Below are 20,355 nucleotides of genomic sequence, written 5' to 3'. Positions count from 1 at the left end.
GGAGAACTCCCTGACCGCCTCCCTGCCCCGCCTCCCTGGCCCTGACCTGCGCGAATGATCGTTCAGGGAGTCAGGGAGGCCCGCAGGTCACACCCCCCGAACACCCCTCCACAGCGCCCCCTCAAGGGGGTGCCGTTGCCTCCCTGGCCATCGGCCGGAAGGGATTCCGCATGTACCCCGAACAGGCTCCGCACGTGCCCGTACAGCGGGCCGTCGAAGTCCACCAGCCCACCCCGTACCCGCCCGCCGTGCCCGTCGCGGCGCCGGTCGTACCGGTACAGCCGGGCCACGTGCCGGCGGTGGCGAGCATCGTCCTGCCGGACGGCCGCGTCGTCACCGGCTACGCCGTCAACCCCGCACAGCCCGAACCGGTCGCCGCCAAACCGGCCGTGTCCCGCGCGGCCGTGAACGTCGCCCTCGGAGGCGTCGGCTTCCTCGCGGTGTGCGGCGGGCTGCTCCTGCTCGCCACGTTCATCGCCGCGCTCACCGCGCTCATTCACCAGCTCATCATCCTGGCCGCTGTCCTCTTCGGCGGATGGGTCGTGGTGTTGGTCATCAGCGCGAGCGGCCACCGCGGCGGCGGCACGACCGTGAACATCCGCAAGGCCGTGATCAAGCGCAACAAGTTCTACGGCTAGGTACGCCAAGGGCGGCCCCTCACGTCTCGCCAAAGTCGCGGGGCCGCCCTTGCCAGCCAGAACCCGTCAAGGAACTGGAGACCTCCAGCATGACCGACCAGACCAGCAATCCGCGAGTACCCGACGCGTCCGAGCGTGTGGTCACCTTCCGCACCGAGCCCCGGCCCGACGGCAGCACCGTCCTGGTCCTGCGCGTTCCCGGACCGCCGTACACCCTCATCGAGCACCGCATGCGCCTGGACCGCTACCTCACCCGCGCGCTGCTGCACACCCTGACCCGCGACCTGCGCGGCATCGAAGCGCCCGGCCCGTCCCCGGAGAGCGCCGCCCTGCTGCGTGCGATCGGCAGCACCGACCCCACCGCCCTGAGCACCGCTTTGGACGCCTACAGCGCCCGCATCCTCAGCCTGTGGACCGACGGCGGTGAAGCGGCATGAGCGCCCCGGCGAGCACGGACCTGACCCGGCTGGAGTTGCTGGCATGGGCCGTGGAGGCGGCGGGGCGCGGATGGCACGTCATCCCGCTGCGTCCCGGCGACAAGCGCCCGGCCGGCCACGCCGAGAAGTACTGCCCCGGCACCGCCTACTGCACGGGCGGGCACAAGACGCCGGAGCAGCGCGCCACCACAGACGTGGACCTGCTGGTAGCGGCGTGGACGCACCAGCCCTACAACGTGGGGATCGCGACCGGCCCGTCCGGGCTGCTGGTCGTCGACCTGGACACGCTCAAGCCGCAAGAGCCGAAAGGAACGCCTGACGGCGCCACTTCCCTGCAAGCGCTCTGCGAGCGCGCCGGCCACGCCGTCCCCGACACCCACCGGGTGCGGACCGCACGCGGCGGGGAGCACCTGTACTTCACCCAACCGGACGGAGCCCGGCTGCACTCCACCGCCGGACGACTCGCAAAGAAGATCGACACCCGAGGATGGGGCGGGTACGTCGTCGCCCCCGGCAGCACCACCCCCCACGGCCCGTACACGGTCCTGGACAACCGCGACCCGGTACCGCTGCCCGGATGGCTGCACGACGCACTGAAAGCGCCGCAGCGCCCCGCACAACCCGCCGTGCCGGTGGTCGCCACCCGGGCAGTCGGGTACGCCGCCGCCGCGCTGCGCGGTGAAGTGCACAACGTGGCCACGGCCGCCGACGGCACCCGCAACGCCACCCTGCTGCGAGCCGCGCGGGCCCTCGGTCGGCTGGTCGCGTCCGGCGACCTCGACCGCACCGAGGTTGAGCAGGCTCTTAGTAGGGGGGCGGCGGGCAACGCCACCCAGTCGCAGCGCTACTACGACGACGTGATCACACGCGGCCTGGACTGGTCCATCGCCCACAACCCGGCCGGCGGGAGGGCAGCATGACCAACCCCCCGCCTACTAAGAGCCACACCCCCACACCGCAACGACCGCACGCCGCTCCACAGCCTGCGGAACGTGCGGCGGTGGGCGAGCCGAAAGGCGCCGCCCGACAGGGCGTCGTCACTGCCCTTCGCCCTGACCCGCGCCGCGGTGACGGCCGGTACCCCGTGGCGTGGCTGCACATCCGCGCACCCAAGGGCGCCACCCCCACCGCCACGTCGAAGTGCGAGTGCGGCCGTGACCGCAGCGCCATCGGCGAGCGGCGCGTACTCGCCCTGATCGCCGACCACGAAACCCACCGCACCGCCTGCCCGCTCCGCACCCCTCAGGAAGGGAGGGCCGCCGCATGACAGACACCCGCACCACCACCACCGCGAGCGAGGAACTGCCGCCGCCGTCCAACCCCCTGGCCGTCGCCCGCCGACTCCTGCCCGACTGGCAGAGCGAGGACGGACACCTCGTGTGCCGGCGCTGGCGTGCCTCGTGGATGCGCTGGAACGGCACCTGCTGGCGCGAGATGGACGACGCGCAGATCCGCGCCGCCATGTACACCCGCCTGGAACACGCCGTCTTCCAGACCCCCGGCAAGGACGGCCAGCCCGAACAACGCGACTGGGCACCGACCAAGCAGAAGATCGGCAACCTGCTCGATGCGCTGGGGGCCATCACCCTCCTGCCCACCGACACCGACGCCCCCGCCTGGATCGACGACCAGGGCGACACCGGCCAGGACCACGGCACCATCGTCGCCTGCGAGAACGGGCTGCTGCGCATCCGGGACCGGGCACTGCTGCCGCACGGGCCCGGGTTCTTCAACCTCGTCTCCGTGCCGTTCGCCTACGACCCCGACGCCACCGCACCGACCTGGGAACGGTTCCTCGCGCAGGTCTGGCCCCAGGACCCCGAAGCCATCGCCGCCCTTCAGGAGTGGTTCGGCTACGTCCTGTCCGGCCGCACCGACCAACAGAAGATCCTACTCGTCGTCGGCCCCTCACGGTCCGGCAAGGGCACCATCGCCCGCGTGCTGAAAGAGCTGGTCGGACGGGAGAACCTCGCCGGACCGACCCTCGCCGGTCTGGGCACGAACTTCGGTCTGTCCACCCTGGTCGGCAAGCCCCTCGCGGTCATCTCCGACGCCCGCCTGTCCGGCAACGACAACAGCCAAGTCGTCGAGCGCCTGCTGACCATCTCCGGCGAAGACACCATCGACATCGACCGCAAATACCGCGCGGTGTGGACGGGCAAGCTGCCGACCCGGCTGGTCGTCCTGTCCAACGAACTGCCGCACTTCGGCGACTCCTCCGGCGTCATCGCCCGGCGGTTCATCCTGCTCAGCATGCGCACCTCGTGGCTGGGCAAGGAAGACCCCACCCTCTTCGACCGGCTCACCGCCGAGATGCCCGGCATCCTGAACTGGGCACTGGAAGGCCTCGCCCGCCTCCAGCGCAACGGACGGATCACCGAACCGCCCTCCAGCCGCGACGCCATCACCACCATGCAGGACACCGCCTCACCCACGTCCGCGTTCGTCCGCGAACGCTGCGCCACCGGGCCCGCGTGCACGATTCCCGTAGACGTCCTGTGGACGGTCTGGCGGGAATGGGCCGAAGACAACGGCGTACGCCCCGGCACCAAACAGGTCTTCGGCCGCAACCTGCTCTCCGTCATCCCGCAACTCACCCTCACGCGCCCTCGCACCGGCGAGTCCCGCATCCGCACCTACACCGGACTCGGGCTGCGTCCCTCCGACGAAGCCGGCGCCCACCGAGGGCCCCTCACCGACAACCCGCCGGGACGCGGACCATTGCGGACCACCCCCTCTGACCTGCACCTTCACTGACCACAAAACCAAGACCACCGCGGACCACGCCACCGGCGCCGGTCCGCGGTGGTCCGCGATGCCAACCCCACAAAACAGCAGGGCAACAGAGGTGGTCCGCAATGGTCCGCGGTCCACAGCATTGCGGCGCCAACCGCGCCGCACCCGCCCGGATTCCGGAGGTTCGACGTGCTCACCGCCGTGCCCGAAACGCCCGAAGCCTTCACCGTTCCGGAGGTCATGACCGCACTGCGCCTGAGTCGCAGCAAGGTCTACGACCTGATCCGCTCGCGGCAGTTGGCGAGCTTCACCATCGGTCGCGCTCGCCGCGTGTCCCCTGACAGCGTGCGCGCCTTCATGCAGGAACGAATCGAGGAGAACGCAGCCTGATGGCCTCCCGTAAGAGGAACCCCAACGGCGCTGGCAGCATCTGGCAGCGCAAGGACGGCCGTTACGAGGCACGCGTGTACGTCCCGCAGCCGGACGGCACCCGCAAGCGCAAGACGGTCTATGGCGCTACGTGGGAGGGGTGCGACACCAAGCGTCAAGAGCTGGTGCGACGGGACCGCCAGGGCATCCCGACCCCTACCCGCTCCGCGAAGCTCTCCGAGTGGCTGCCGTACTGGCTCGCGCACTACGTACAGCCGCGACGGAAGCTCAGCACGTACGACAAGTACGAGACGCATGCCCGGCTCTATCTGGTGCCCCTCCTCGGAACCAAGCGGCTGGAGTCGCTGAGCGTCGCCGACGTGCGCCGCTTCATCACCCGCGTACAGAACGCCCACACGGCCGCCACTGCGAAGGAGGCACACCGCGTGCTCCGTACTGCGCTCACAGCGGCCGTGCGGGAGGAACTGATCACCCGCAACGTCGCCTCGCTGGTGGAGCCACCTCGGGTCAAACAGCGGGAGATTCGGCCCTGGTCCCTGGAAGAGACGTTGGCCTTTCTGGAGGCGGCGCGAAAGGACCCGCTGTACGCCGCGTTCGTCCTGGCCATCGTCATGGGTCTGCGACGTGGTGAGCTTGTGGGCCTGCGCTGGTCCGATGTGGACCTGGACAACCGGGTGCTCCACGTCCGACACCAGACGCAGCGTCGCAGGGGCGAGCTGTACGACGACGACCCCAAGAGCCGTCGCAGCCGCGTCGTGCCGATGCCCGCGCTGTGCCTCGCTCCGCTCCGCTGGCATCGACTGCGCCAGCGCGAGGCGTTCGCGCGTACGGGTGTCGTCTGGTCGGAGAGTGGCTACATCTTCGCCACGAGGAACGGGCGGCCGGTGGAACCGCGGAACGTCTACCGATCCTTCACCAGGGTTGCGGCTGACGCCGGGCTGCGAGTGGTTCGGCTGCACGACGCCCGGCACGGCACCGCCACGCTGCTGACGGCTGCCGGCGTCGCTCCCCGCGTCATCATGGAGATCCTGGGACATAGCCAGATCAGCATCACCATGGACGTGTACACGCACGTCGTGCAGGACACGCAGCGGGAGGCGATCAGCCACATGGACCGGCTGCTCAAGCGACGGCGACCGGCCGCCTGAAAGGCGACTGCCGTCAAACGGTGCCGTCAAAAGGTCCCGGACCATGATCGGTCCGGGACCTTTTCCCTGGTGCCCCCGGCAGGATTCGAACCTGCGACACCCGCTTTAGGAGAGCGGTGCTCTATCCCCTGAGCTACGAAGGCGAAGGCGTGCCGCTGTGGGCGGCGGTGCCAACAGGTTAGCGGATGCGGGGGAGGGTGTGGGGAGGGGCTAGGTCGGGGGCACGGTGACGAAGCGGCCCGCTACGCGTAGGTCCGCCTCGATGTGGCCCGCCGTTCTGGACAGCTCCGGGAGGATTTCCGCTTCGCAGGCTGCCGTGGTGCGGCGGGCCGCGTGCATCGCCACGCTCACCGCTGCCACCACCCGGCCCGTACGGTCGTGCACCGGGACCGCGACGGAGCGCAGGCCGGCCTCCAGTTCCTCGTCGACCAGGGCGTAGCCCTGCGCCCGGATCTCGGGGAGGGCCAGGAGGACGCGGCCCAGTGCCGTCGCGTGTGCCGGGAGCCGGGTGCCGACCGTGACGCGGGCGCTCAGGACGCGGGCCGTGGACGCCCGGGCCGTGTACTGGATCTCCTCGCCCGAGTCCGACAGGACGGCGAGGGATGTCGACTCGTGGACGTGGTTGGCCAGGGCGGTGAGGTGGGGCTGGGCGATCTCGGGGAGGGAGGTGCGGGAGAGGGGTGGGAAGCCCAGGGACAGGACTCGGGGGGTGAGGGTGAAAGTGCGGTCCGGGGTCGGTGTCACCAGGCCCGCGTGTTCGTAGGTGATCAGGGCTCGGCGGGCGGTCGCGCGGGCCAGGCCCGTCGCCTTCGCGACCTCCGTCAGGGTCAGTGCCGAGCGGCCCTCGCCGAAAGCCGTCAGTACGGTCAGTCCGCGGGCCAGCGACTCGACGAACTCCCTGCCCAGTTCCTGTTTCGACGCGCCCGTCCAGGTGGCCAGGCCGGCCCGGGGTGGTCCCGGGTGCGGTGGGGGGGCGGTGCGCAGGTCGTCCTCCATCGTCGCCACCGCCGCGCGCAGGCGGGGGAGCAGCGACGCCCTCAGGTCCGGTGCCGTGTGGCGGCTGGTGTGGCTCACCACGCTCGCCACGCACGCCACTCGCCCGGTGCGGGGATCTCGTACCGGGACCGAGAGTGCGACCAGGCCCGGTTCGATCAACTGGTCGTCCAGTGCCCAGCCGTCGGCCGCCGCGCTCGCCGTACGGTGCTCGAAGTCCTCGTCCGGGGTGCCGGGTTCCCGTGGGGGTACGGCGGGGAAGGCGCGGTCCTTCGGGTCCGTCGCGCGGCGCTCGTGCCAGCGGTGCCAGTCGGACCGCGTCCACTCGGTGGCGAACAGCGGGCCCGGTGCGGTGCGTTCGGCGGGGAGCAGGTCGCCGATGCGGAAGCTCAGCGACATCGCGCGGCGGCGCGTCGCCTGGTGGATGAAGCGGATGCCGTCCCGGTCGGCGACCGCCAGCGACACCGACTCGTCCAGTTCGTCGGCCAAGGCGTCGGCCCGGGAGGAGAGGAGGGCGGGGAGGCGGAGGGCGGCGAGGTAGGCGTTGCCCAGTTCCATCAGGCGGGGGGCGAGGGTCACGTCGCGGCCGTCCAGGCGGACGTATCCCATGCGGGCGAGGGTTGCCGTGAGACGGTCGACCGTGGAGCGGGCCAGGCCGGTGGCGCGCTCCAGCCCGCTGAGGCTGAGGGCGCCGCCGTCCGCCTCGGTCAGCCGCCGCAGTACTGCGATCCCGCGCAGCAGCGGCGCCACCGCCTCCGCCGGTGCGACCGCCTCCGCTGGCGTGACCGCTTCGGCCGGCGCCTCCGCTTCCGCCGGTGCCGTCGCCTCGGTCGGTACATCCGCGTCCGGCGTGGCGGCCGCCCCGTCGTGGGCGGCAGTGTCGTTCGTGGTGTTGGCGGGCATCGGCTCGGCTCTCCGGTACGGCGATCACGGCGGATCACAGCGATCACAGCGATCACGGCAGGCCTACGGTAGCCCTGACCCCGGTCCCCCGACCCCGGTCTGACCACGGTCCCTACCCTGCCCCCGGGTGATCCCCGGCCGGCCCACCCCTCACCCCCGTGTGACGCGCACCCGCATGTCCCCCTCGGCGTCCGCCTCCGACACCTTGACCGTGATGCCCCGGCGCGGGTCCTTGAAGGTTTCGCCCGGGGTGAAGGTGGCGTCGGAGAGTTCGGCGTGGACGTTCGGGCTGCGGGTGCAGCCGCCGCTGTCGCGGTGGGAGTCGTAGACCCGCACCGGGCCCATGCCGGTGTCCACGTCCGCGTCGACCTTGTAGATCAGTACGCCGGGGCGGCAGACCGTCTCGTCGTTGCCCTCGCGGGTGCGCAGTTCGAGCGCGTAGCCGGACGTGCTGTTCAGCGGGAGGACCACCAGCTTGTCGCCGCCCTTGCGGGCCAGCGGCGTCAGCGTGTACTCCGTCGTCCCCGGCGCGGACGCGCAGTGCACCTGGGACGGGTCGAGCCAGCCCAGCTTCCACTTGTGCCAGCCGAGGAGGTCGTTGTTGGCGCCCCAGTCCTCGCTCATGATGTCCCAGTGGCCGACCGCGCCCCCGCCCTCCTGGGTGTAGAGGTCGGGCAGGCCGAAGACGTGGCCGTTCTCGTGGGGGAGTACCCGGTAGCCGGTCTCGTCGTAGGAGCCGGAGCCGTCGTCCTGGCGGGAGTAGACGAAGGAGGCGTTGGCCACCGGGACGCCGTCGGCGACGGGGGCCTCGGCGTTGCCGGCGAAGGTGACGGACAGGACCGTGTCCAGGGCGGAGGGGCCCGCGTTCGGGGTGACCAGGACGTTCAGGAGGTCGTACGACCGGAAGTCGACCTTCGCGTCGGCCGCCGCGACCAGGTCCTGGACCAGTTTGCGGTAGCCGGGTTCGAAGGGGGCGCCGCGCTCTATGCCGTACTCGGCGAACGACTTCGGCATGCGCAGCCAGTCGCGGATCGGCGTCTCGGGGCGGTAGTCGAGGCGGCCGTAGGAGCTGGTGCGGAACCAGTCCCGGGTCTGCGGGAAGAACTCCGCGTAGCGGTCGAGTGCCTTGCCCTCGCCGGGCGCGTCGGAGAAGTCGATCATCAGGTTCAGGGCGCGTACGGTGCCGGTCGAGCGGGCGTAGCCGGCGGAGGTCGGGACGCCCTCGGACATCTGGATCTCGGGGCCGCCGCTGATCAGACAGGGGCCGTGCGCGGAGGAACGGGCGAGGGCGGCCGGACCGGGGCCCGCCGCCGTGGTGCCCGGCGCGAGCCGGCCGGTGCCCGCCGAGGTGCTGAGTGCGAGGGTCAGGACGCCGACGGTCCCGAACGCGGCCAGCCGGCGCGGGCGTATGCGCCGCCTCGGCGGCTGCGCCTGCGGCTGCGGCTGCATGCGGACCTCCCGGACCACGGCAGCCGCCCGACACCGGCTGCACCCTTGCGATTCACCCTGTGCCGAGGGGTGGGCGGGCGCGCGCTGGAGAGGCCGATCGTGGGTTTCTCGCCGGTAGCCGCCGACCGGGGGACCCGCGTACCGGTGTCACGGACGGTGAGGGAAGGGGTCGCTCACGTGGTGTGACCCAGGTCATGGTGAGCTTTTTCGGATCCGGGAAATAACCGGGGATCGTTTCCCCGTTTAGACCTGTGTCCGAGCGAAACGGGGATCCACTCCCCGGAACGCGCAACGTCACTCATCCAGGAGTACGCCGTGCAGACCGCAGTCCCCGAGCAGCGCAAGGTGGCCCGGCCCCGCGCCGACGCTCTGCGCAACCGGGAGCGGATCGTCGCCGCCGCCCGGGAGATGTTCGTCGAGCACGGCCCCGAGGTGCCGCTCGACGACGTGGCCCGCCGGGCCGGCGTGGGCAACGCCACGGTGTACCGCAACTTCCCCGACCGCGACGCCCTCGCCCGCGAGGTCGTCTGCTCGGTCATGGACCGTACGGCACGGGCGGCCGAGCTGGCCCTCGCGGAGAGCGGCGACGCGTTCGAGGCGCTGGAGCGCTTCGTGCACGTCTCCGCCGACGAGCGGATCAGCGCGCTGTGCCCCATGGTGTCCAGCACGTTCAACCAGCACCACCCAGACCTGGAAGCGGCGCGCGAACGGGTCGAACGACTGGTCGCCGAGGTCATGGACCGGGCGAAGGCGGCCGGTCAGCTCCGTAGTGACGTGGGCGTGGGCGATCTGATGATCGCCGCGGCCCAGCTCAGCCGGCCTCCGGCCGGTACGGGGTGTGTGAGCGCCGACAGGTTCGTCCATCGCCATCTGCAGCTGTTCCTGGACGGGCTGCGGGCTCCTGCCCGCTCCGCCCTGCCGGGCGCGGCCGTGACCCTGGAGGACCTGCGCCGGCCCTGCGACCAGTAGCCAGTCATGGCCAGTCATGGCCACTAGTAGCCAGTGGTAGCCAGTAGTTCCGCGACTCCTGGCCCCTTCAGTCCCACGACGCCTGATCGTCCGGTTCCACGACAACTGACCGTCTGAACAGTGGACGGCGACTCCTGTGGTCGTCACCGCGGGCGAATCGTCCCTTTACTCACCTTTTTCCGTCACGAAGTCCCGAAGTGGGTATCCCCATGTCTCAATCAGCCGTCAAGGCCTCCGGCGTCACCGACGCCCCGGACGCCGGACGCTGGAAAGCGCTCGTCTTCATCGCGCTCGCCCAGCTCATGGTCGTCCTCGACGCCACCATCGTGAACATCGCCCTCCCCTCCGCCCAGCAGGACCTCGGCATCTCCGACGGCAACCGGCAGTGGGTCGTCACGGCCTACGCCCTCGCCTTCGGCGGGCTGCTGCTGTTCGGCGGCCGGATAGCCGACCTGTGGGGCCGCAAGCGCACCTTCGTCCTCGGTCTGTCCGGCTTCGCCGTCGCCTCGGCGCTCGGTGGCGCGGCCACCAACGAGGCGATGATGTTCGGCTCCCGCGCCCTCCAGGGCGTCTTCGGCGCGCTGCTCGCGCCCGCCGCGCTGTCCCTGCTCGCCGTGATGTTCACGGACGCCAAGGAGCGCGCCAAGGCCTTCGGCATCTACGGTGCGATCGCCGGTGGTGGCGGCGCCGTGGGTCTGATCCTCGGCGGCTTCCTCACCGAGTACCTGAACTGGCGCTGGACGTTCTTCGTCAACATCCCGTTCGCGATCATCGCCGCGGCCGGTGCGTACCTCGTCATCCGTGAGCCGAAGGGCGGCCGCAACCGCTCGCCGCTCGACATCCCCGGCGTGATCCTGTCCACCCTCGGTCTGGTCGCGCTCGTCTACGGCTTCACCCGCGCCGAGTCCGAGGGCTGGAGCGACGCGGTGACGGTCGGCATGTTCGTCGGCGCGGCCGTGCTGCTGCTCTCGTTCGTGCTGGTCGAGTCCCGGGTCAAGGCCCCGCTGCTGCCGCTGCGCGTGATCACCGAGCGCAACCGGGGCGGGATCTACCTCTCGCTGGGCCTGGCCATCATCGCGATGTTCGGCCTGTTCCTCTTCCTCACCTACTACCTGCAGATCGTGCAGGGCTACTCGCCGGTGAAGACCGGCTTCGCCTTCCTGCCGATGATCGCGGGCATGATCACGGGCTCCACGCAGATCGGCGCCCGCCTGATGACCCGGGTCGCGCCCCGGCTGCTGATGGGTCCCGGCTTCCTGGTCGCCGCCGTCGGCATGCTGTTCCTGACCCAGCTCGAGCTCAACACCTCCTACGCCGGGGTGCTGCTGCCCGGCATGCTGCTGCTCGGCCTCGGCATGGGTACGGCGTTCATGCCAGCCATGTCCATGGCCACCATGGGTGTGGAGCCGCGGGACGCCGGTGTCGCCTCCGCGATGGTCAACACCTCGCAGCAGGTGGGCGGCGCGATCGGTACGGCCCTGCTGAACACGATCGCCGCCTCGGCCACCACGTCCTACATCGCCGACCACATCGGCGGCGCGGGCTCCCGGTCCCAGCAGCAACTGGTCCAGTTGGAGGGCCAGGTGCAGGGCTACACCAGCGCGATCTGGGTCGCCGTCGGCATCCTGGTCGTGGCGGCCACGATCGCCCTGACCTTCGTCAACGCCGGCCGTCCGGGCGGCAACACCGTCACCGGTTCCGGTGCGGGCGACGAGGCCGAGGACGAGCTGCGGGTGCCGGTCGTCGCCCACTGACGCCGCCGGACTCGCAGACACCCGCTCGGGCCCCTGATCCACCCGTGCGTACGGGGAGGGGACGCCTCGTACGCACGGTTCCCCCGGACCTGCCCCGGCCGCGCGCTCAGCGCAGCCAGGGCAGGTCCGCACCCGCTTCGCTCGGCTGAAGTCCCTCGGCGACGATCCGCATGATCTCGCCGAGGGACTTCTGCTGTCCGGGGGTGAGCCGGTCGAAGACGGCCTGGCGTACGGCGTTCACATGACCCGGCGCGGTCCGGCGCAGTACCTCGTACCCCTCGTCCGTGAGGATGGCGAACTGGCCGCGCTTGTCGGAGGGGCAGTCCTCGCGGCGGACCCAGCCGTTCTTCTCCAGGCGGGCGACCGCGTGCGAGAGCCGGGAGCGGGTGATCTTCGCGTACCGGGCCAGCTCCGTCATCCGCAGCCGCCGGCGCGGTGACTCGGCGAGCTTGACCAGCAGGCCGTAGTAGACGTGCGGCATGCCCGCGTCGCGCTGGAGCTGCCGGTCGAGGTGATCCTCGAGGAGGGTGGCGGCCTCGATGTAGGAGCGCCAGACGAACTGCTCCTCGGCGCTGAGCCACCGGGGCTCGTCGGAGGGTGCCGGGACGGGTGCCGTGTTCATGTGTCCCACTGTACGAGACGACTCCTTGAATGTTAAACAAACTGCGCGTAGATTGATGAGGAGTAGAGGTTGAGAGTTCAAGTATTGGAGTAGACCCTCATGCCCGCCGCCACCTCCGTCACCGCCGTCACCTCCGTACCGGAGCGCATGCCCGCCCTCTACCTCAGTCATGGCGCCCCGCCGCTCGCCGACGACCCCGTCTGGCCCGGCGAACTGGCCGCGTGGGCCGCCGGTCTGCCGCACCCCAGGGCGATCCTCGTCGTCTCCGCCCACTGGGAGGAGGCCCCGCTCGCCCTCGGCGCCACCCGGACCGTCCCGCTGGTCTACGACTTCTGGGGCTTCCCGGACCACTACTACCAGGTGCGCTACGAGGCCCCCGGCGCCCCCGCGCTCGCCGAGTCCGTACGCAAGCTGCTGCGCGCCCCCGGCACGCCCGTGCAGGACGCTGCCGACCGCGGCCTCGACCACGGCGCCTACGTGCCCCTGGTCGAGATGTACCCCGACGCCGACATCCCGGTCCTCCAGGTTTCCATGCCGACCCTCGACCCGGCACGGCTCATGGAGATCGGCCGCAGGCTCGCGCCGCTGCGCGACGAGGGCGTGCTGATCATCGGCTCCGGCTTCTTCACCCACAACCTGGCCGCGCTGCGCCAGGGCGGCGTCCCCTCGTGGTCCGCGGAGTTCGACGACTGGGGCCGGCGCGCGCTGGAGTCCGGTGACGTGGACGGACTGCTCGACTTCGACCACAAGTCCCCGGCGGGCCGGCTCGCCCACCCGCGCACCGAGCACTTCGCGCCCCTGTTCGTGACGATGGGCGCGGCGGACGCGGCCGGTGAGCTGGATCTGCGGCAGTCCGTGATCGACGGGTTCTGGATGGGCCTGGCCAAGCGGTCCGTGCAGTTCGGCTGACCGCCGGGCGCGCGTGGGCCTACAGCGGCTTCTCGTACCAGGCCACGTCCCAGTACCGGCCGAACTTGCGGCCCACCTCGCGGTACGTGCCGACGTGCCGGAAGCCGAAGCGTGCGTGCAGCCGGCCGGACGCCTCGTTGGGCTGGGCGATGCCCGCGTAGGCGCGGTGCAGGTCCTCGTCGGCCAGGGCGTCGAAGAGGGACGTGTAGAGCAGCGTGCCGACGCCCCGGCCGCCCGCGCCCGGGGCGACGTAGACGGTGGTCTCCACCGAGGTCCCGTAGGCGGGCTTCGCGCGGTAGGGGCTGGATGTGGCGTACCCCAGAATCTCCTGTGAGTCCGCGTCCGTGGCAACCCTCAGCCGGTACGGACCGTCTTCAGGGTGGGAGAGCAGCCAAGGGCGGCGCTCTTCCGGAGTGAAGGGCTCGGTGTCGAACGTGATCGGCGTCTCACGTACGTAGTGGTTGTAGAGGTCGGTGAGGGCCTTGAGATCGTCCTCGACTCCCGGTCTGACCTGGACCTCCGCAGTTCCCGACAGCATCGCCCCTCCTCGTGTGGCGGCACAGGGTACTGCATGATCAGAAAAATCGAGGGGCGGGTTGGGAATTCTGTCCGGATTCCAGTCGTTGTTTCCATCGGATGCAGGGCACCCGAGGAGAGTCCCGGAAGACTTCCGGGAGAGTCCCGAGAGGGACCGGGAGACAACCTCACAGAGTCAACCTCACACCGTGCCCGAGCGTCCACCGGACCGCCCGCTGAACCACCATCGCAAGGGAGCACGCATGGCAACCCGTGCCGTCGCCCGTCGTAAGTCCGCCACCGGCGAGACCTCCGGCGCGGCAACCAGCGTCCGCGCCAACGGCGGAGAACTCGCCGACCGCGATCTGGTCGGCATGTACCTCGACGAGATCGCCAGGACACCCCTGCTCGACGCCGCCAAGGAGGTCGTGCTGTCGCAGACCATCGAGGCGGGTGTGTTCGCGCGGCAGGTCCTCGCAGGGTACGAGGAGACCGGGGCGGACGCCACCCGTGAGGAGCTCCAGGCCCTGATCGACGAGGGCGAGCGGGCGAAGGACGTCTTCATCCGCTCCAACCTCCGCCTGGTCGTCGCGGTCGCCCGCCGCTACCCGCGCAGCGGCCTGCCGCTCCTCGACCTGATCCAGGAGGGCAACGCCGGCCTGGTCCGCGCGGTCGAGAAGTTCGACTACCGCAAGGGCTTCAAGTTCTCGACGTACGCGACCTGGTGGATCCGTCAGGCCATCACCCGTTCCATCGCCGACCAGTCGCGCACCATCCGCCTGCCCGTCCACCTGGTGGAGGAGCTGGGCCGGATCCGGCGCGTGCAGCGCGAGTTCAACCGCGAGCACGGCCGCGAGCCGGAGCCCGCCGAGATCGCGGCCGAGCTGGGCTCGACGCCGGAGCGCGTCACCGACGTGCTCGACTGGGCCCGCGACCCGGTCTCGCTGAACATGTCGGTGGACGACCAGGGCGAGACCCAGTTCGGCGACCTGCTGGAGGACACCTCCGCCGTGTCGCCCGAGCAGTCGGTGCTGACCCTGCTGCGCAGCGAGGAGCTCGACGACCTCATCGGCCGCCTCGACCCGCGCACGGCCTCCATCATCAAGATGCGGTACGGCATCGTCGACGGCCGCGAGCGTACGCTGACCGAGGTCGGCAAGGAGCACGGTCTCACGCGCGAGCGCATCCGCCAGATCGAGAAGCACGCGCTGCTGGAGCTGAAGAAGCTGGCCCGCGACACCGGCTTCGAGGCGGCGGCGTAACGCGGCAGCGGGAGTACGCCCCCGCGGCGTGACGCGGGGGCGTAACGTGGCGAATGGGGCGTACGCCGGTGGCCGAACCCCGCGCAAACATGGCCGTACAACGCTGCTTCAACCCGCGGCGGCCGGGAAAAAGAACTCCGGGCCCCCTGTCGCGGCCCGGCACTACCGGTACGCGACCGGCACCACCGGCACCACCGGTACGTGACCGGCCCGACCGCCCTTTGGACCACGTCCCGACGCACTCCCCCCGGCGCCGGGACTTCCCGAGCCGGGCTCGGCGCCCCTCCCCCCGGGGTGCCGCAGCCCGGCTCCTTCTGCGGCCCGGCGCTTGCGCAACCGGGCCGCCTGCGCATCGGGAGCACGGCCGGACGTGTGCCGGAGCAGAGCGAAGAGGCGGGGCACCCCGAACCTGAACCCCGGGGTGGCCCGCCGGATGGCAGATTCTGCCACAGCGGCATAGCCTGCCGAAGTGAGCAGCAGCACCATCCCCGCATTTCCCGGCCCTGATCCCGGTCCCGGACCGGGTCCGGGTCCCGTCTCCCTGACCGAGCGGCGCAAGGCCGAGACCCGGATGGAGATCGCCCGGGCGGCGGCCCGCCTCTTCGTCGGCCAGGGCCTGCGGGCCACCCGCGCCGAGGACATCGCCAGGGCCGCGGGTGTCGCCCCGCGCACCTTCTACCGCTACTTCGCCGCCAAGGAGGAGGCGGTCGCCCCGCTCTACGCCCTGGGCGCCGAGCGCTGGGTGCGGGCGGTGCGCGAGGCCCCGGCCGGACTGTCCCCGCCCGAGGCACTGGAACACGCCGTGCGGTACACGCTGACGCCGGGCGTCGGGGTCTCGGCGTCCTCCTGGGAGTGGGCCCGCACCCTCATCCGCCTGGCCGAGAGCAGTCCGGCGCTGCGCAAGGTGTGGGCGGAGGTCTGCCACTCCACGGAGCGGGCGCTCGTGAAGGCGCTGGCCGCGCGGATGTCCGGCGGTGACGACAACGTTGCCGCACGGCTGGCCGTCTCTCCCCGGCTGAACTTCGCGGCCGCCGTGGCGAGTGCGGCCGTGCGGGTCGCGGCGGAGCACTGGGCGGCCTCCTCCCAGGGGACCCGCAGCCCCCTGGACCAGGCGCTGCTGAACCTGGCGGTGCTGCGGGAGTTCACCTGGGACACCGGCCGGCCCGAGGGACAGCCCGAGGGACAGCAGTCCGAGGAATAGCGCGAGGAGCGGCGCGAGGAACTGCGCTGAGAGCGGGGCGGGCGGCGGTGGCCGGTCAGTCGTCCCGCGCCGCCCGCCCCAGCCGCGCCCCCAGCTCCCGTACGCACTCCACCAGTTCCGCCGGTTCCCGGACCCGGAAGTCCACCCCGGCCGTCGCCAGCCGGGCCGCCATCCACTCCACCGGATCGGACACGGTCGCCCGCACCACGCACGACGCGCCGCCGTCCACGGCCTCCGGCGCCCCCATCCAGGGCGGCAGCAGCGCCGTGACGGTCTCGGCGGGGGCGTGGAAGACGACCACGATCTCGTAGGAGTCGTTCCGGCGCTGGATGGAGCGCCGCAGATATTCGGCCGCGTCCCCGGTCGGCAGCTCCCGCGGCGCGAACCGCGCGCCCGTGGCGAAGGGTTCGCTCACCCGGTCGACCCGGAAGGTCCGCCAGTCGTCCCGGTCGAGGTCGTAGGCGACCAGGTACCAGCGGCGCCCCGTCGACACCAGCCGGTACGGCTCCGTCACGCGCCGCGACTCGGTGCCGTCCCCCGCGCGGTAGGCGAACCGCAGCCGCTCCCGTCCGGCCACCGTCGAGGCCATCACGGTCAGCGTCTCGGGGGCGATGCTCGGACCGTCCCCGCTGGTCAGCGGCGTGGTCGCGGACTGGAGGGTGGCGACGCGGTGCCGCAGCCGCGACGGCAGCACCTGTTCCAGCTTGGCCAGGGCCCGCACCGACGCCTCGTCCAGGCCCTCGACCGCGTGCCCGGCCCCGGCCCGCAGCCCGACCGCGATGGCCACCGCCTCCTCGTCGTCGAGGACGAGCGGCGGCATCGCCTTGCCGGCCACCAGCCGGTAGCCGCCGTCGGAGCCCATCGTCGCCTGCACCGGGTAGCCCAGCTCGCGCAGGCGGTCGACGTCCCGCCGGACTGTGCGCCGGGAGACCCCGAGCCGGTCGGCCAGCTCGCCGCCGGGCCATTCGCGGGGCGTCTGGAGGAGGGAGAGGAGCGTCAGCAGCCGGGCCGGAGTGTCCGTCGTCATGCCGACGAGGATGCCGCACATCTAGGACATGTTCCGGCCTACTGGCCTCCTAGGTTCCTCTCATGACCTTCACGCACACCCCGGACCCGGACCCGGCTCCCGTCCCGCCCGTCTCGACCGTCCAGCCCGTCTCGACCGTCTCGACCGTCCCGGCCGCGGCGGCCGACGCGGGCGACCGCCGTCGCTGGTTCGCCCTCGCGATCGTGATGACCGCGGCGTTCATGGACCTGGTCGACGTCACCATCGTCAACATCGCCATCCCCTCCATCCGGCGGGACGAGGGCGCCTCCTTCAGCCAGATCCAGTGGATCACCGCCGGTTACGCCCTCGCCTTCGCGGCGGGCCTGATCACCGGCGGGCGGCTCGGTGACATCCACGGCCGCAAGCGGATCTTCCTCGTCGGCATCGGCGGCTTCACCGTGGCGTCGGCGCTGTGCGGCCTCGCGGCCAACCCGGAGATGCTGGTCGCCTCCCGCATACTCCAGGGCGGCATGGCGGCGCTGATGGTGCCGCAGGTGCTGTCGATCGTGCACGCCACCTTCCCGGCGCACGAACGCGGCAAGGTGTTCGGGCTGTTCGGCGCGATCGTCGGACTCGGTGCCGTCTCCGGCCCGCTGCTGGGCGCCCTGCTGACCGAGTGGAACCTCTTCGGGCTCGAATGGCGGCCCATCTTCCTCATCAACCTGCCCGTCGGCATCGCGGGCCTCGTCCTCGGCCGTCGCTTCATCACCGAGTCGAAGGCGCCGCGCGCCCTCAGGCTGGACCTGGTCGGGGTCGCCCTGGTCACCCTCGGCCTGCTGATGCTGATCTACCCGCTCACCCGGGGCCGCGAGCTGGGCTGGCCGCTGTGGGGGTACGTCTCGATGGCCGGCTCGCTCGTGGTCCTCGCGGTGCTGGTGGCCTACGAGCGGCGCAAGAGCGCGCGGGACGGTTCGCCGCTGGTGGAGCTGTCGCTGTTCAAGGTGAAGAGCTTCGCCGCGGGGATCGCCGTGCAGACCGTCTTCGGGGTCGGACTGGGCATCTTCTTCCTGGTGTGGACCCTGTACATGCAGGAGGGGCTCGGCTGGAGCCCGCTGCGGGCCGGGCTGACCGGCGTACCGTTCTCGATCGCAGTCTCCACGGCGGCCGGGATCTCCGTGCAGAAGCTCGTCCCGCGCTTCGGGCGCAAGGTCCTCCAGGCGGGCGCGCTGGTGATGGCGGCCGGCGTGCTCCTCTACATCTGGGAGTCCGGGCGCTACGGGCTCGCCATCACGTCCTGGCAGATGGCGCTGCCGCTGGTCGTGATGGGCGTCGGGATGGGGCTGATCGTCGCCCCGCTGACGGACGCGGTGCTCTCCCAGGTGCCGCGCGAGCACGCCGGGGCCGCGTCCGGGCTCATCAACACCGTGCAGCAGATGGGCAACGCGCTCGGTCTCGGGCTGGTGTCGGTGGTCTTCTTCGGCACGATGAGCGACCACCTCACCCCCGCCCGCATCGGCCCGGCCTACGCGGACGGCTTCCAGAACGCTCTGGGCTGGGTGGCGGCGGTGATGGCCGTCATCTTCCTGCTGATGTTCGCGCTGCCCAAGCGGCCCGCCCAGCACGTGGAAGGGGGCCAGGATCAGGACCCGGCACAGGACCCGGCGCAGGAGATGGGGAAGGAGAAGGAGCAAGAGAAGGAGCAGGCGCTGGTCTGAGACCGCGGTCACGGTACACGACAGGGCCCTCGACGCCCGTTCATGTCTGATTGAGCCCGACTGTCTCTGGTTGCTGTTTACATTCCGGACAACCGGGCGTAGCCTCCGAGAGAAACCACAGGTTCGGGCATTCGGGTCGGAGGTGAACGGTCATGTACGCACCGGAGCGGCAGCAGGAGATCCTCCGGCTCGCCCGGGACGGCGGCCGGGTGGACGTGGTGTCGCTGGCCGAGGAGTTCCAGGTGACGGCGGAGACCATCCGCCGCGACCTCAAGGCGCTCGACCGCGCCGGTCTGCTCCGCCGGGTGCACGGCGGTGCGATCCCCGCCGGGCGCCTCGACTTCGAACCGGACCTCGCCGAGCGCGAGTCCACGGCCGCCGACGAGAAGGACCGGATCGCCAAGGCCGCCCTCGCGGAACTGCCGTCCGAGGGCACGATGATCCTCGACGCCGGTTCCACCGTGGCCCGCATGGCCGCGGCGATCCCGTCGGAGACCTCGCTGACCGTCGTCACCCACAGCCTGCCCATCGCGGCCCGCCTCGCCGACCACCCCGGCATCCAGCTCCACCTGGTCGGCGGGCGCGTACGGCACCGTACGCGCGCCGCCGTGGACGCCTGGGCGCTGCGCGCGTACGGCGAGATCCGCGCCGACGTGGCAGTGGTCGCGGCCAACGGCTTCTCCATGGAGCACGGCCTGACCACCCCCGACCTCGCCGAGGCCGCCGTCAAGCGGGCCGCCCTGACCGCCGCCCGGCGCGTGGTGCTGGTCGCCGACTCCTCCAAGTACGCCCAGGAGCAGTTCGCCCGCTTCGGCACCCTGAGCGACGTGGACCTGCTGATCACCGACAGCGGGCTGACCCCCGAAGACGCCAACGCCATCCAGCGCGCCGGCACGGAAGTAGTACGCGCATGATCCTCACCGTCACCCCCAACCCGTCGCTGGACCGCACCTACGAGGTCCCCTCCCTCGACCGCGGCGAGGTCGTCCGCGCCACCGGCGAGCGGGTCGACCCCGGCGGCAAGGGTGTGAACGTCTCGCGCGCGGTGACGGCGGCCGGGCAGCGCACCGTCGCAGTGCTGCCGCTCGGCGGAGCACCCGGCGCACTCGTCGCCGACCTGCTCGACGCGCAGGGCATCGAGGTCGCGCCGGTGCCGATCGCCGGGGCCACCCGTGCCAACATCGCGCTCGCCGAGACCGACGGCGTCCTGACGAAGATCAACGCCCCGGGCCCCGAACTCTCCGCGGCCGAACGGGAACTGCTCCTGGAGACGGTGCGGCGGCAGTCGTCCGGCGCGGACTGGATCGCCTGCTGCGGCAGCCTGCCCCGCTCGCTTCCCCTGTCCTGGTACGCCGACCTGGTCTCCCGGGCGCACGCCGCCGGTGTCCGCATCGCCCTGGACACCTCCGGGCCCGCGCTGCTCCAGGCGCTGCGCGAGCGTCCCGACGTCGTCAAGCCGAACGCCGAGGAGCTGGCGGAGGCCGTCGGGCGTCCCCTGGCCACGGTCGGTGACGCCGTCAAGGCCGCCGAGGAACTGCGGGAGCTGGGCGCCCGGTCCGTGCTCGCCAGCCTGGGCGCCGACGGGCAGTTGCTCGTGGACGACGCGGGCACCTGGTTCGGCAGCGCCCGCGTGGACGCCGTACGCAGCAACGTCGGCGCCGGGGACTCCTCCCTCGCCGGTTTCCTCATCGCCGGCGGGGCCGGTCCCCGGGCCCTCGCCTCCGC

General features: G+C 71.5%; 20 protein-coding genes and 1 tRNA gene. 15 read left to right on the top strand and 6 right to left on the bottom strand.

Going from position 1 to position 20,355, the window contains the following annotated elements:
- Nucleotides 1-170 precede the first annotated feature (170 nt).
- The 7 genes from KUM40_RS26640 (at nt 171) to KUM40_RS26610 (ending at nt 5,349) form a co-directional block, all read left to right on the top strand.
- Nucleotides 171-638, top strand: a complete 468-nt coding sequence (locus tag KUM40_RS26640; RefSeq protein WP_217168730.1) for a hypothetical protein — start codon at nt 171-173, stop codon at nt 636-638.
- Between the two features lie 89 nt (nt 639-727).
- On the top strand, nt 728-1,075 hold the full coding sequence (locus tag KUM40_RS26635) for a hypothetical protein (protein WP_217168729.1): 348 nt from the start codon (nt 728-730) through the stop codon (nt 1,073-1,075).
- Nucleotides 1,072-1,995 carry a bifunctional DNA primase/polymerase gene (locus tag KUM40_RS26630; RefSeq protein ID WP_217168728.1) on the top strand — a complete coding sequence of 308 codons (924 nt, stop codon included), beginning with the start codon at nt 1,072-1,074 and terminating at the stop codon, nt 1,993-1,995. Before KUM40_RS26635 ends, KUM40_RS26630 begins: the two co-directional genes overlap by 4 nt.
- Before the next feature lie 80 nt (nt 1,996-2,075).
- Nucleotides 2,076-2,342: a hypothetical protein gene (locus KUM40_RS41685; RefSeq protein WP_308401240.1), complete on the top strand. Its 267-nt coding sequence runs from the start codon at nt 2,076-2,078 to the stop codon at nt 2,340-2,342.
- Complete coding sequence (locus KUM40_RS26620) at nt 2,339-3,832, top strand: phage/plasmid primase, P4 family (RefSeq protein WP_217168727.1); 1,494 nt, start codon at nt 2,339-2,341, stop codon at nt 3,830-3,832. The genes KUM40_RS41685 and KUM40_RS26620 overlap by 4 nt, the downstream gene beginning before the upstream one ends.
- 168 nt (nt 3,833-4,000) lie before the next feature.
- On the top strand, nt 4,001-4,201 hold the full coding sequence (locus KUM40_RS26615) for a helix-turn-helix domain-containing protein (protein ID WP_161381144.1): 201 nt from the start codon (nt 4,001-4,003) through the stop codon (nt 4,199-4,201).
- The gene (locus tag KUM40_RS26610) at nt 4,201-5,349 is read left to right on the top strand and encodes a site-specific integrase (RefSeq protein WP_254395714.1); all 1,149 of its coding nucleotides are present in this window, start codon (nt 4,201-4,203) and stop codon (nt 5,347-5,349) included. Before KUM40_RS26615 ends, KUM40_RS26610 begins: the two co-directional genes overlap by 1 nt.
- Nucleotides 5,350-5,416: 67 nt before the next feature.
- Here KUM40_RS26610 and KUM40_RS26605 read toward each other — a convergent pair.
- The 3 genes from KUM40_RS26605 to KUM40_RS26595 form a co-directional block, all read right to left on the bottom strand.
- Nucleotides 5,417-5,492 (bottom strand) — tRNA-Arg (locus tag KUM40_RS26605).
- Nucleotides 5,493-5,559: 67 nt separating this feature from the next.
- The gene (locus tag KUM40_RS26600) at nt 5,560-7,245 is read right to left on the bottom strand and encodes an IclR family transcriptional regulator C-terminal domain-containing protein (protein WP_217168726.1); all 1,686 of its coding nucleotides are present in this window, start codon (nt 7,243-7,245) and stop codon (nt 5,560-5,562) included.
- Between the two features lie 150 nt (nt 7,246-7,395).
- On the bottom strand, nt 7,396-8,694 hold the full coding sequence (locus tag KUM40_RS26595; RefSeq protein WP_217168725.1) for a M6 family metalloprotease domain-containing protein: 1,299 nt from the start codon (nt 8,692-8,694) through the stop codon (nt 7,396-7,398).
- A 315-nt stretch (nt 8,695-9,009) separates the two neighbouring features.
- On the opposite strand from KUM40_RS26595, the gene KUM40_RS26590 reads away from it, so the two are divergent.
- A complete protein-coding gene (locus tag KUM40_RS26590) occupies nt 9,010-9,663 on the top strand; it encodes a TetR/AcrR family transcriptional regulator (RefSeq protein WP_217168724.1) in 654 nt (217 codons plus the stop codon).
- Nucleotides 9,664-9,872: 209 nt separating this feature from the next.
- On the top strand, nt 9,873-11,417 hold the full coding sequence (locus KUM40_RS26585; RefSeq protein WP_217168723.1) for an MFS transporter: 1,545 nt from the start codon (nt 9,873-9,875) through the stop codon (nt 11,415-11,417).
- A 106-nt stretch (nt 11,418-11,523) separates the two neighbouring features.
- Here KUM40_RS26585 and KUM40_RS26580 read toward each other — a convergent pair whose 3' ends face one another.
- Nucleotides 11,524-12,039: a MarR family winged helix-turn-helix transcriptional regulator gene (locus KUM40_RS26580; RefSeq protein ID WP_217168722.1), complete on the bottom strand. Its 516-nt coding sequence runs from the start codon at nt 12,037-12,039 to the stop codon at nt 11,524-11,526.
- Between the two features lie 147 nt (nt 12,040-12,186).
- Between KUM40_RS26580 and KUM40_RS26575 the strand changes: the two genes are divergently transcribed.
- Nucleotides 12,187-12,948 (top strand): dioxygenase, encoded by a 762-nt coding sequence (locus KUM40_RS26575; protein ID WP_217168742.1) that lies wholly within the window; start codon nt 12,187-12,189, stop codon nt 12,946-12,948.
- 19 nt (nt 12,949-12,967) lie between these two features.
- On the opposite strand, the gene KUM40_RS26570 is transcribed toward KUM40_RS26575, so the two are convergent.
- Nucleotides 12,968-13,483 (bottom strand): GNAT family N-acetyltransferase, encoded by a 516-nt coding sequence (locus KUM40_RS26570; protein WP_217168741.1) that lies wholly within the window; start codon nt 13,481-13,483, stop codon nt 12,968-12,970.
- A gap of 244 nt (nt 13,484-13,727) precedes the next feature.
- Between KUM40_RS26570 and KUM40_RS26565 the strand changes: the two genes are divergently transcribed.
- Both KUM40_RS26565 and KUM40_RS26560 read left to right on the top strand, forming a co-directional pair.
- Nucleotides 13,728-14,726, top strand: a complete 999-nt coding sequence (locus KUM40_RS26565; protein ID WP_217168721.1) for an RNA polymerase sigma factor RpoD/SigA — start codon at nt 13,728-13,730, stop codon at nt 14,724-14,726.
- Nucleotides 14,727-15,297: 571 nt separating this feature from the next.
- Nucleotides 15,298-15,927 (top strand): TetR/AcrR family transcriptional regulator, encoded by a 630-nt coding sequence (locus KUM40_RS26560; protein ID WP_217168740.1) that lies wholly within the window; start codon nt 15,298-15,300, stop codon nt 15,925-15,927.
- A gap of 55 nt (nt 15,928-15,982) precedes the next feature.
- Here KUM40_RS26560 and KUM40_RS26555 read toward each other — a convergent pair whose 3' ends face one another.
- Nucleotides 15,983-16,954, bottom strand: a complete 972-nt coding sequence (locus tag KUM40_RS26555; RefSeq protein ID WP_217168720.1) for a YafY family protein — start codon at nt 16,952-16,954, stop codon at nt 15,983-15,985.
- 62 nt (nt 16,955-17,016) lie between these two features.
- On the opposite strand from KUM40_RS26555, the gene KUM40_RS26550 reads away from it, so the two are divergent.
- The 3 genes from KUM40_RS26550 to pfkB all read left to right on the top strand — a co-directional run.
- Entirely contained in the window at nt 17,017-18,630 is a 1,614-nt protein-coding gene (locus tag KUM40_RS26550; protein WP_217168719.1) for an MFS transporter, read from the top strand.
- Between the two features lie 152 nt (nt 18,631-18,782).
- Complete coding sequence (locus KUM40_RS26545) at nt 18,783-19,544, top strand: DeoR/GlpR family DNA-binding transcription regulator (protein ID WP_217168718.1); 762 nt, start codon at nt 18,783-18,785, stop codon at nt 19,542-19,544.
- Nucleotides 19,541-20,355, top strand: an 815-nt coding sequence (gene pfkB / locus KUM40_RS26540; protein ID WP_217168717.1) for a 1-phosphofructokinase, incomplete at its 3' end; no start/stop codon positions are given. The genes KUM40_RS26545 and pfkB, both read left to right, overlap by 4 nt.

This window comes from Streptomyces sp. AC512_CC834, assembly GCF_019049325.1.
Lineage (GTDB): Bacteria > Actinomycetota > Actinomycetes > Streptomycetales > Streptomycetaceae > Streptomyces.
This window is presented reverse-complemented; position numbering and strand designations above follow the sequence as displayed.

Bases quoted from the DNA above. Each gene is read 5' to 3' on its own strand.
- KUM40_RS26545 (WP_217168718.1), top strand. From the start codon at position 18,783: ATGTACGCACCGGAGCGGCAGCAGGAGATCCTCCGGCTCGCCCGGGAC.
- KUM40_RS26595 (WP_217168725.1), bottom strand. From the start codon at position 8,694: ATGCAGCCGCAGCCGCAGGCGCAGCCGCCGAGGCGGCGCATACGCCCG.
- KUM40_RS26565 (WP_217168721.1), top strand. From the start codon at position 13,728: ATGGCAACCCGTGCCGTCGCCCGTCGTAAGTCCGCCACCGGCGAGACC.
- KUM40_RS26585 (WP_217168723.1), top strand. From the start codon at position 9,873: ATGTCTCAATCAGCCGTCAAGGCCTCCGGCGTCACCGACGCCCCGGAC.
- KUM40_RS26640 (WP_217168730.1), top strand. From the start codon at position 171: ATGTACCCCGAACAGGCTCCGCACGTGCCCGTACAGCGGGCCGTCGAA.
- KUM40_RS26600 (WP_217168726.1), bottom strand. From the start codon at position 7,245: ATGCCCGCCAACACCACGAACGACACTGCCGCCCACGACGGGGCGGCC.
- KUM40_RS26635 (WP_217168729.1), top strand. From the start codon at position 728: ATGACCGACCAGACCAGCAATCCGCGAGTACCCGACGCGTCCGAGCGT.
- KUM40_RS26550 (WP_217168719.1), top strand. From the start codon at position 17,017: ATGACCTTCACGCACACCCCGGACCCGGACCCGGCTCCCGTCCCGCCC.
- KUM40_RS26560 (WP_217168740.1), top strand. From the start codon at position 15,298: ATGGAGATCGCCCGGGCGGCGGCCCGCCTCTTCGTCGGCCAGGGCCTG.
- KUM40_RS26575 (WP_217168742.1), top strand. From the start codon at position 12,187: ATGCCCGCCCTCTACCTCAGTCATGGCGCCCCGCCGCTCGCCGACGAC.
- KUM40_RS26610 (WP_254395714.1), top strand. From the start codon at position 4,201: ATGGCCTCCCGTAAGAGGAACCCCAACGGCGCTGGCAGCATCTGGCAG.
- KUM40_RS26620 (WP_217168727.1), top strand. From the start codon at position 2,339: ATGACAGACACCCGCACCACCACCACCGCGAGCGAGGAACTGCCGCCG.
- KUM40_RS26555 (WP_217168720.1), bottom strand. From the start codon at position 16,954: ATGACGACGGACACTCCGGCCCGGCTGCTGACGCTCCTCTCCCTCCTC.
- KUM40_RS26580 (WP_217168722.1), bottom strand. From the start codon at position 12,039: ATGAACACGGCACCCGTCCCGGCACCCTCCGACGAGCCCCGGTGGCTC.
- KUM40_RS26630 (WP_217168728.1), top strand. From the start codon at position 1,072: ATGAGCGCCCCGGCGAGCACGGACCTGACCCGGCTGGAGTTGCTGGCA.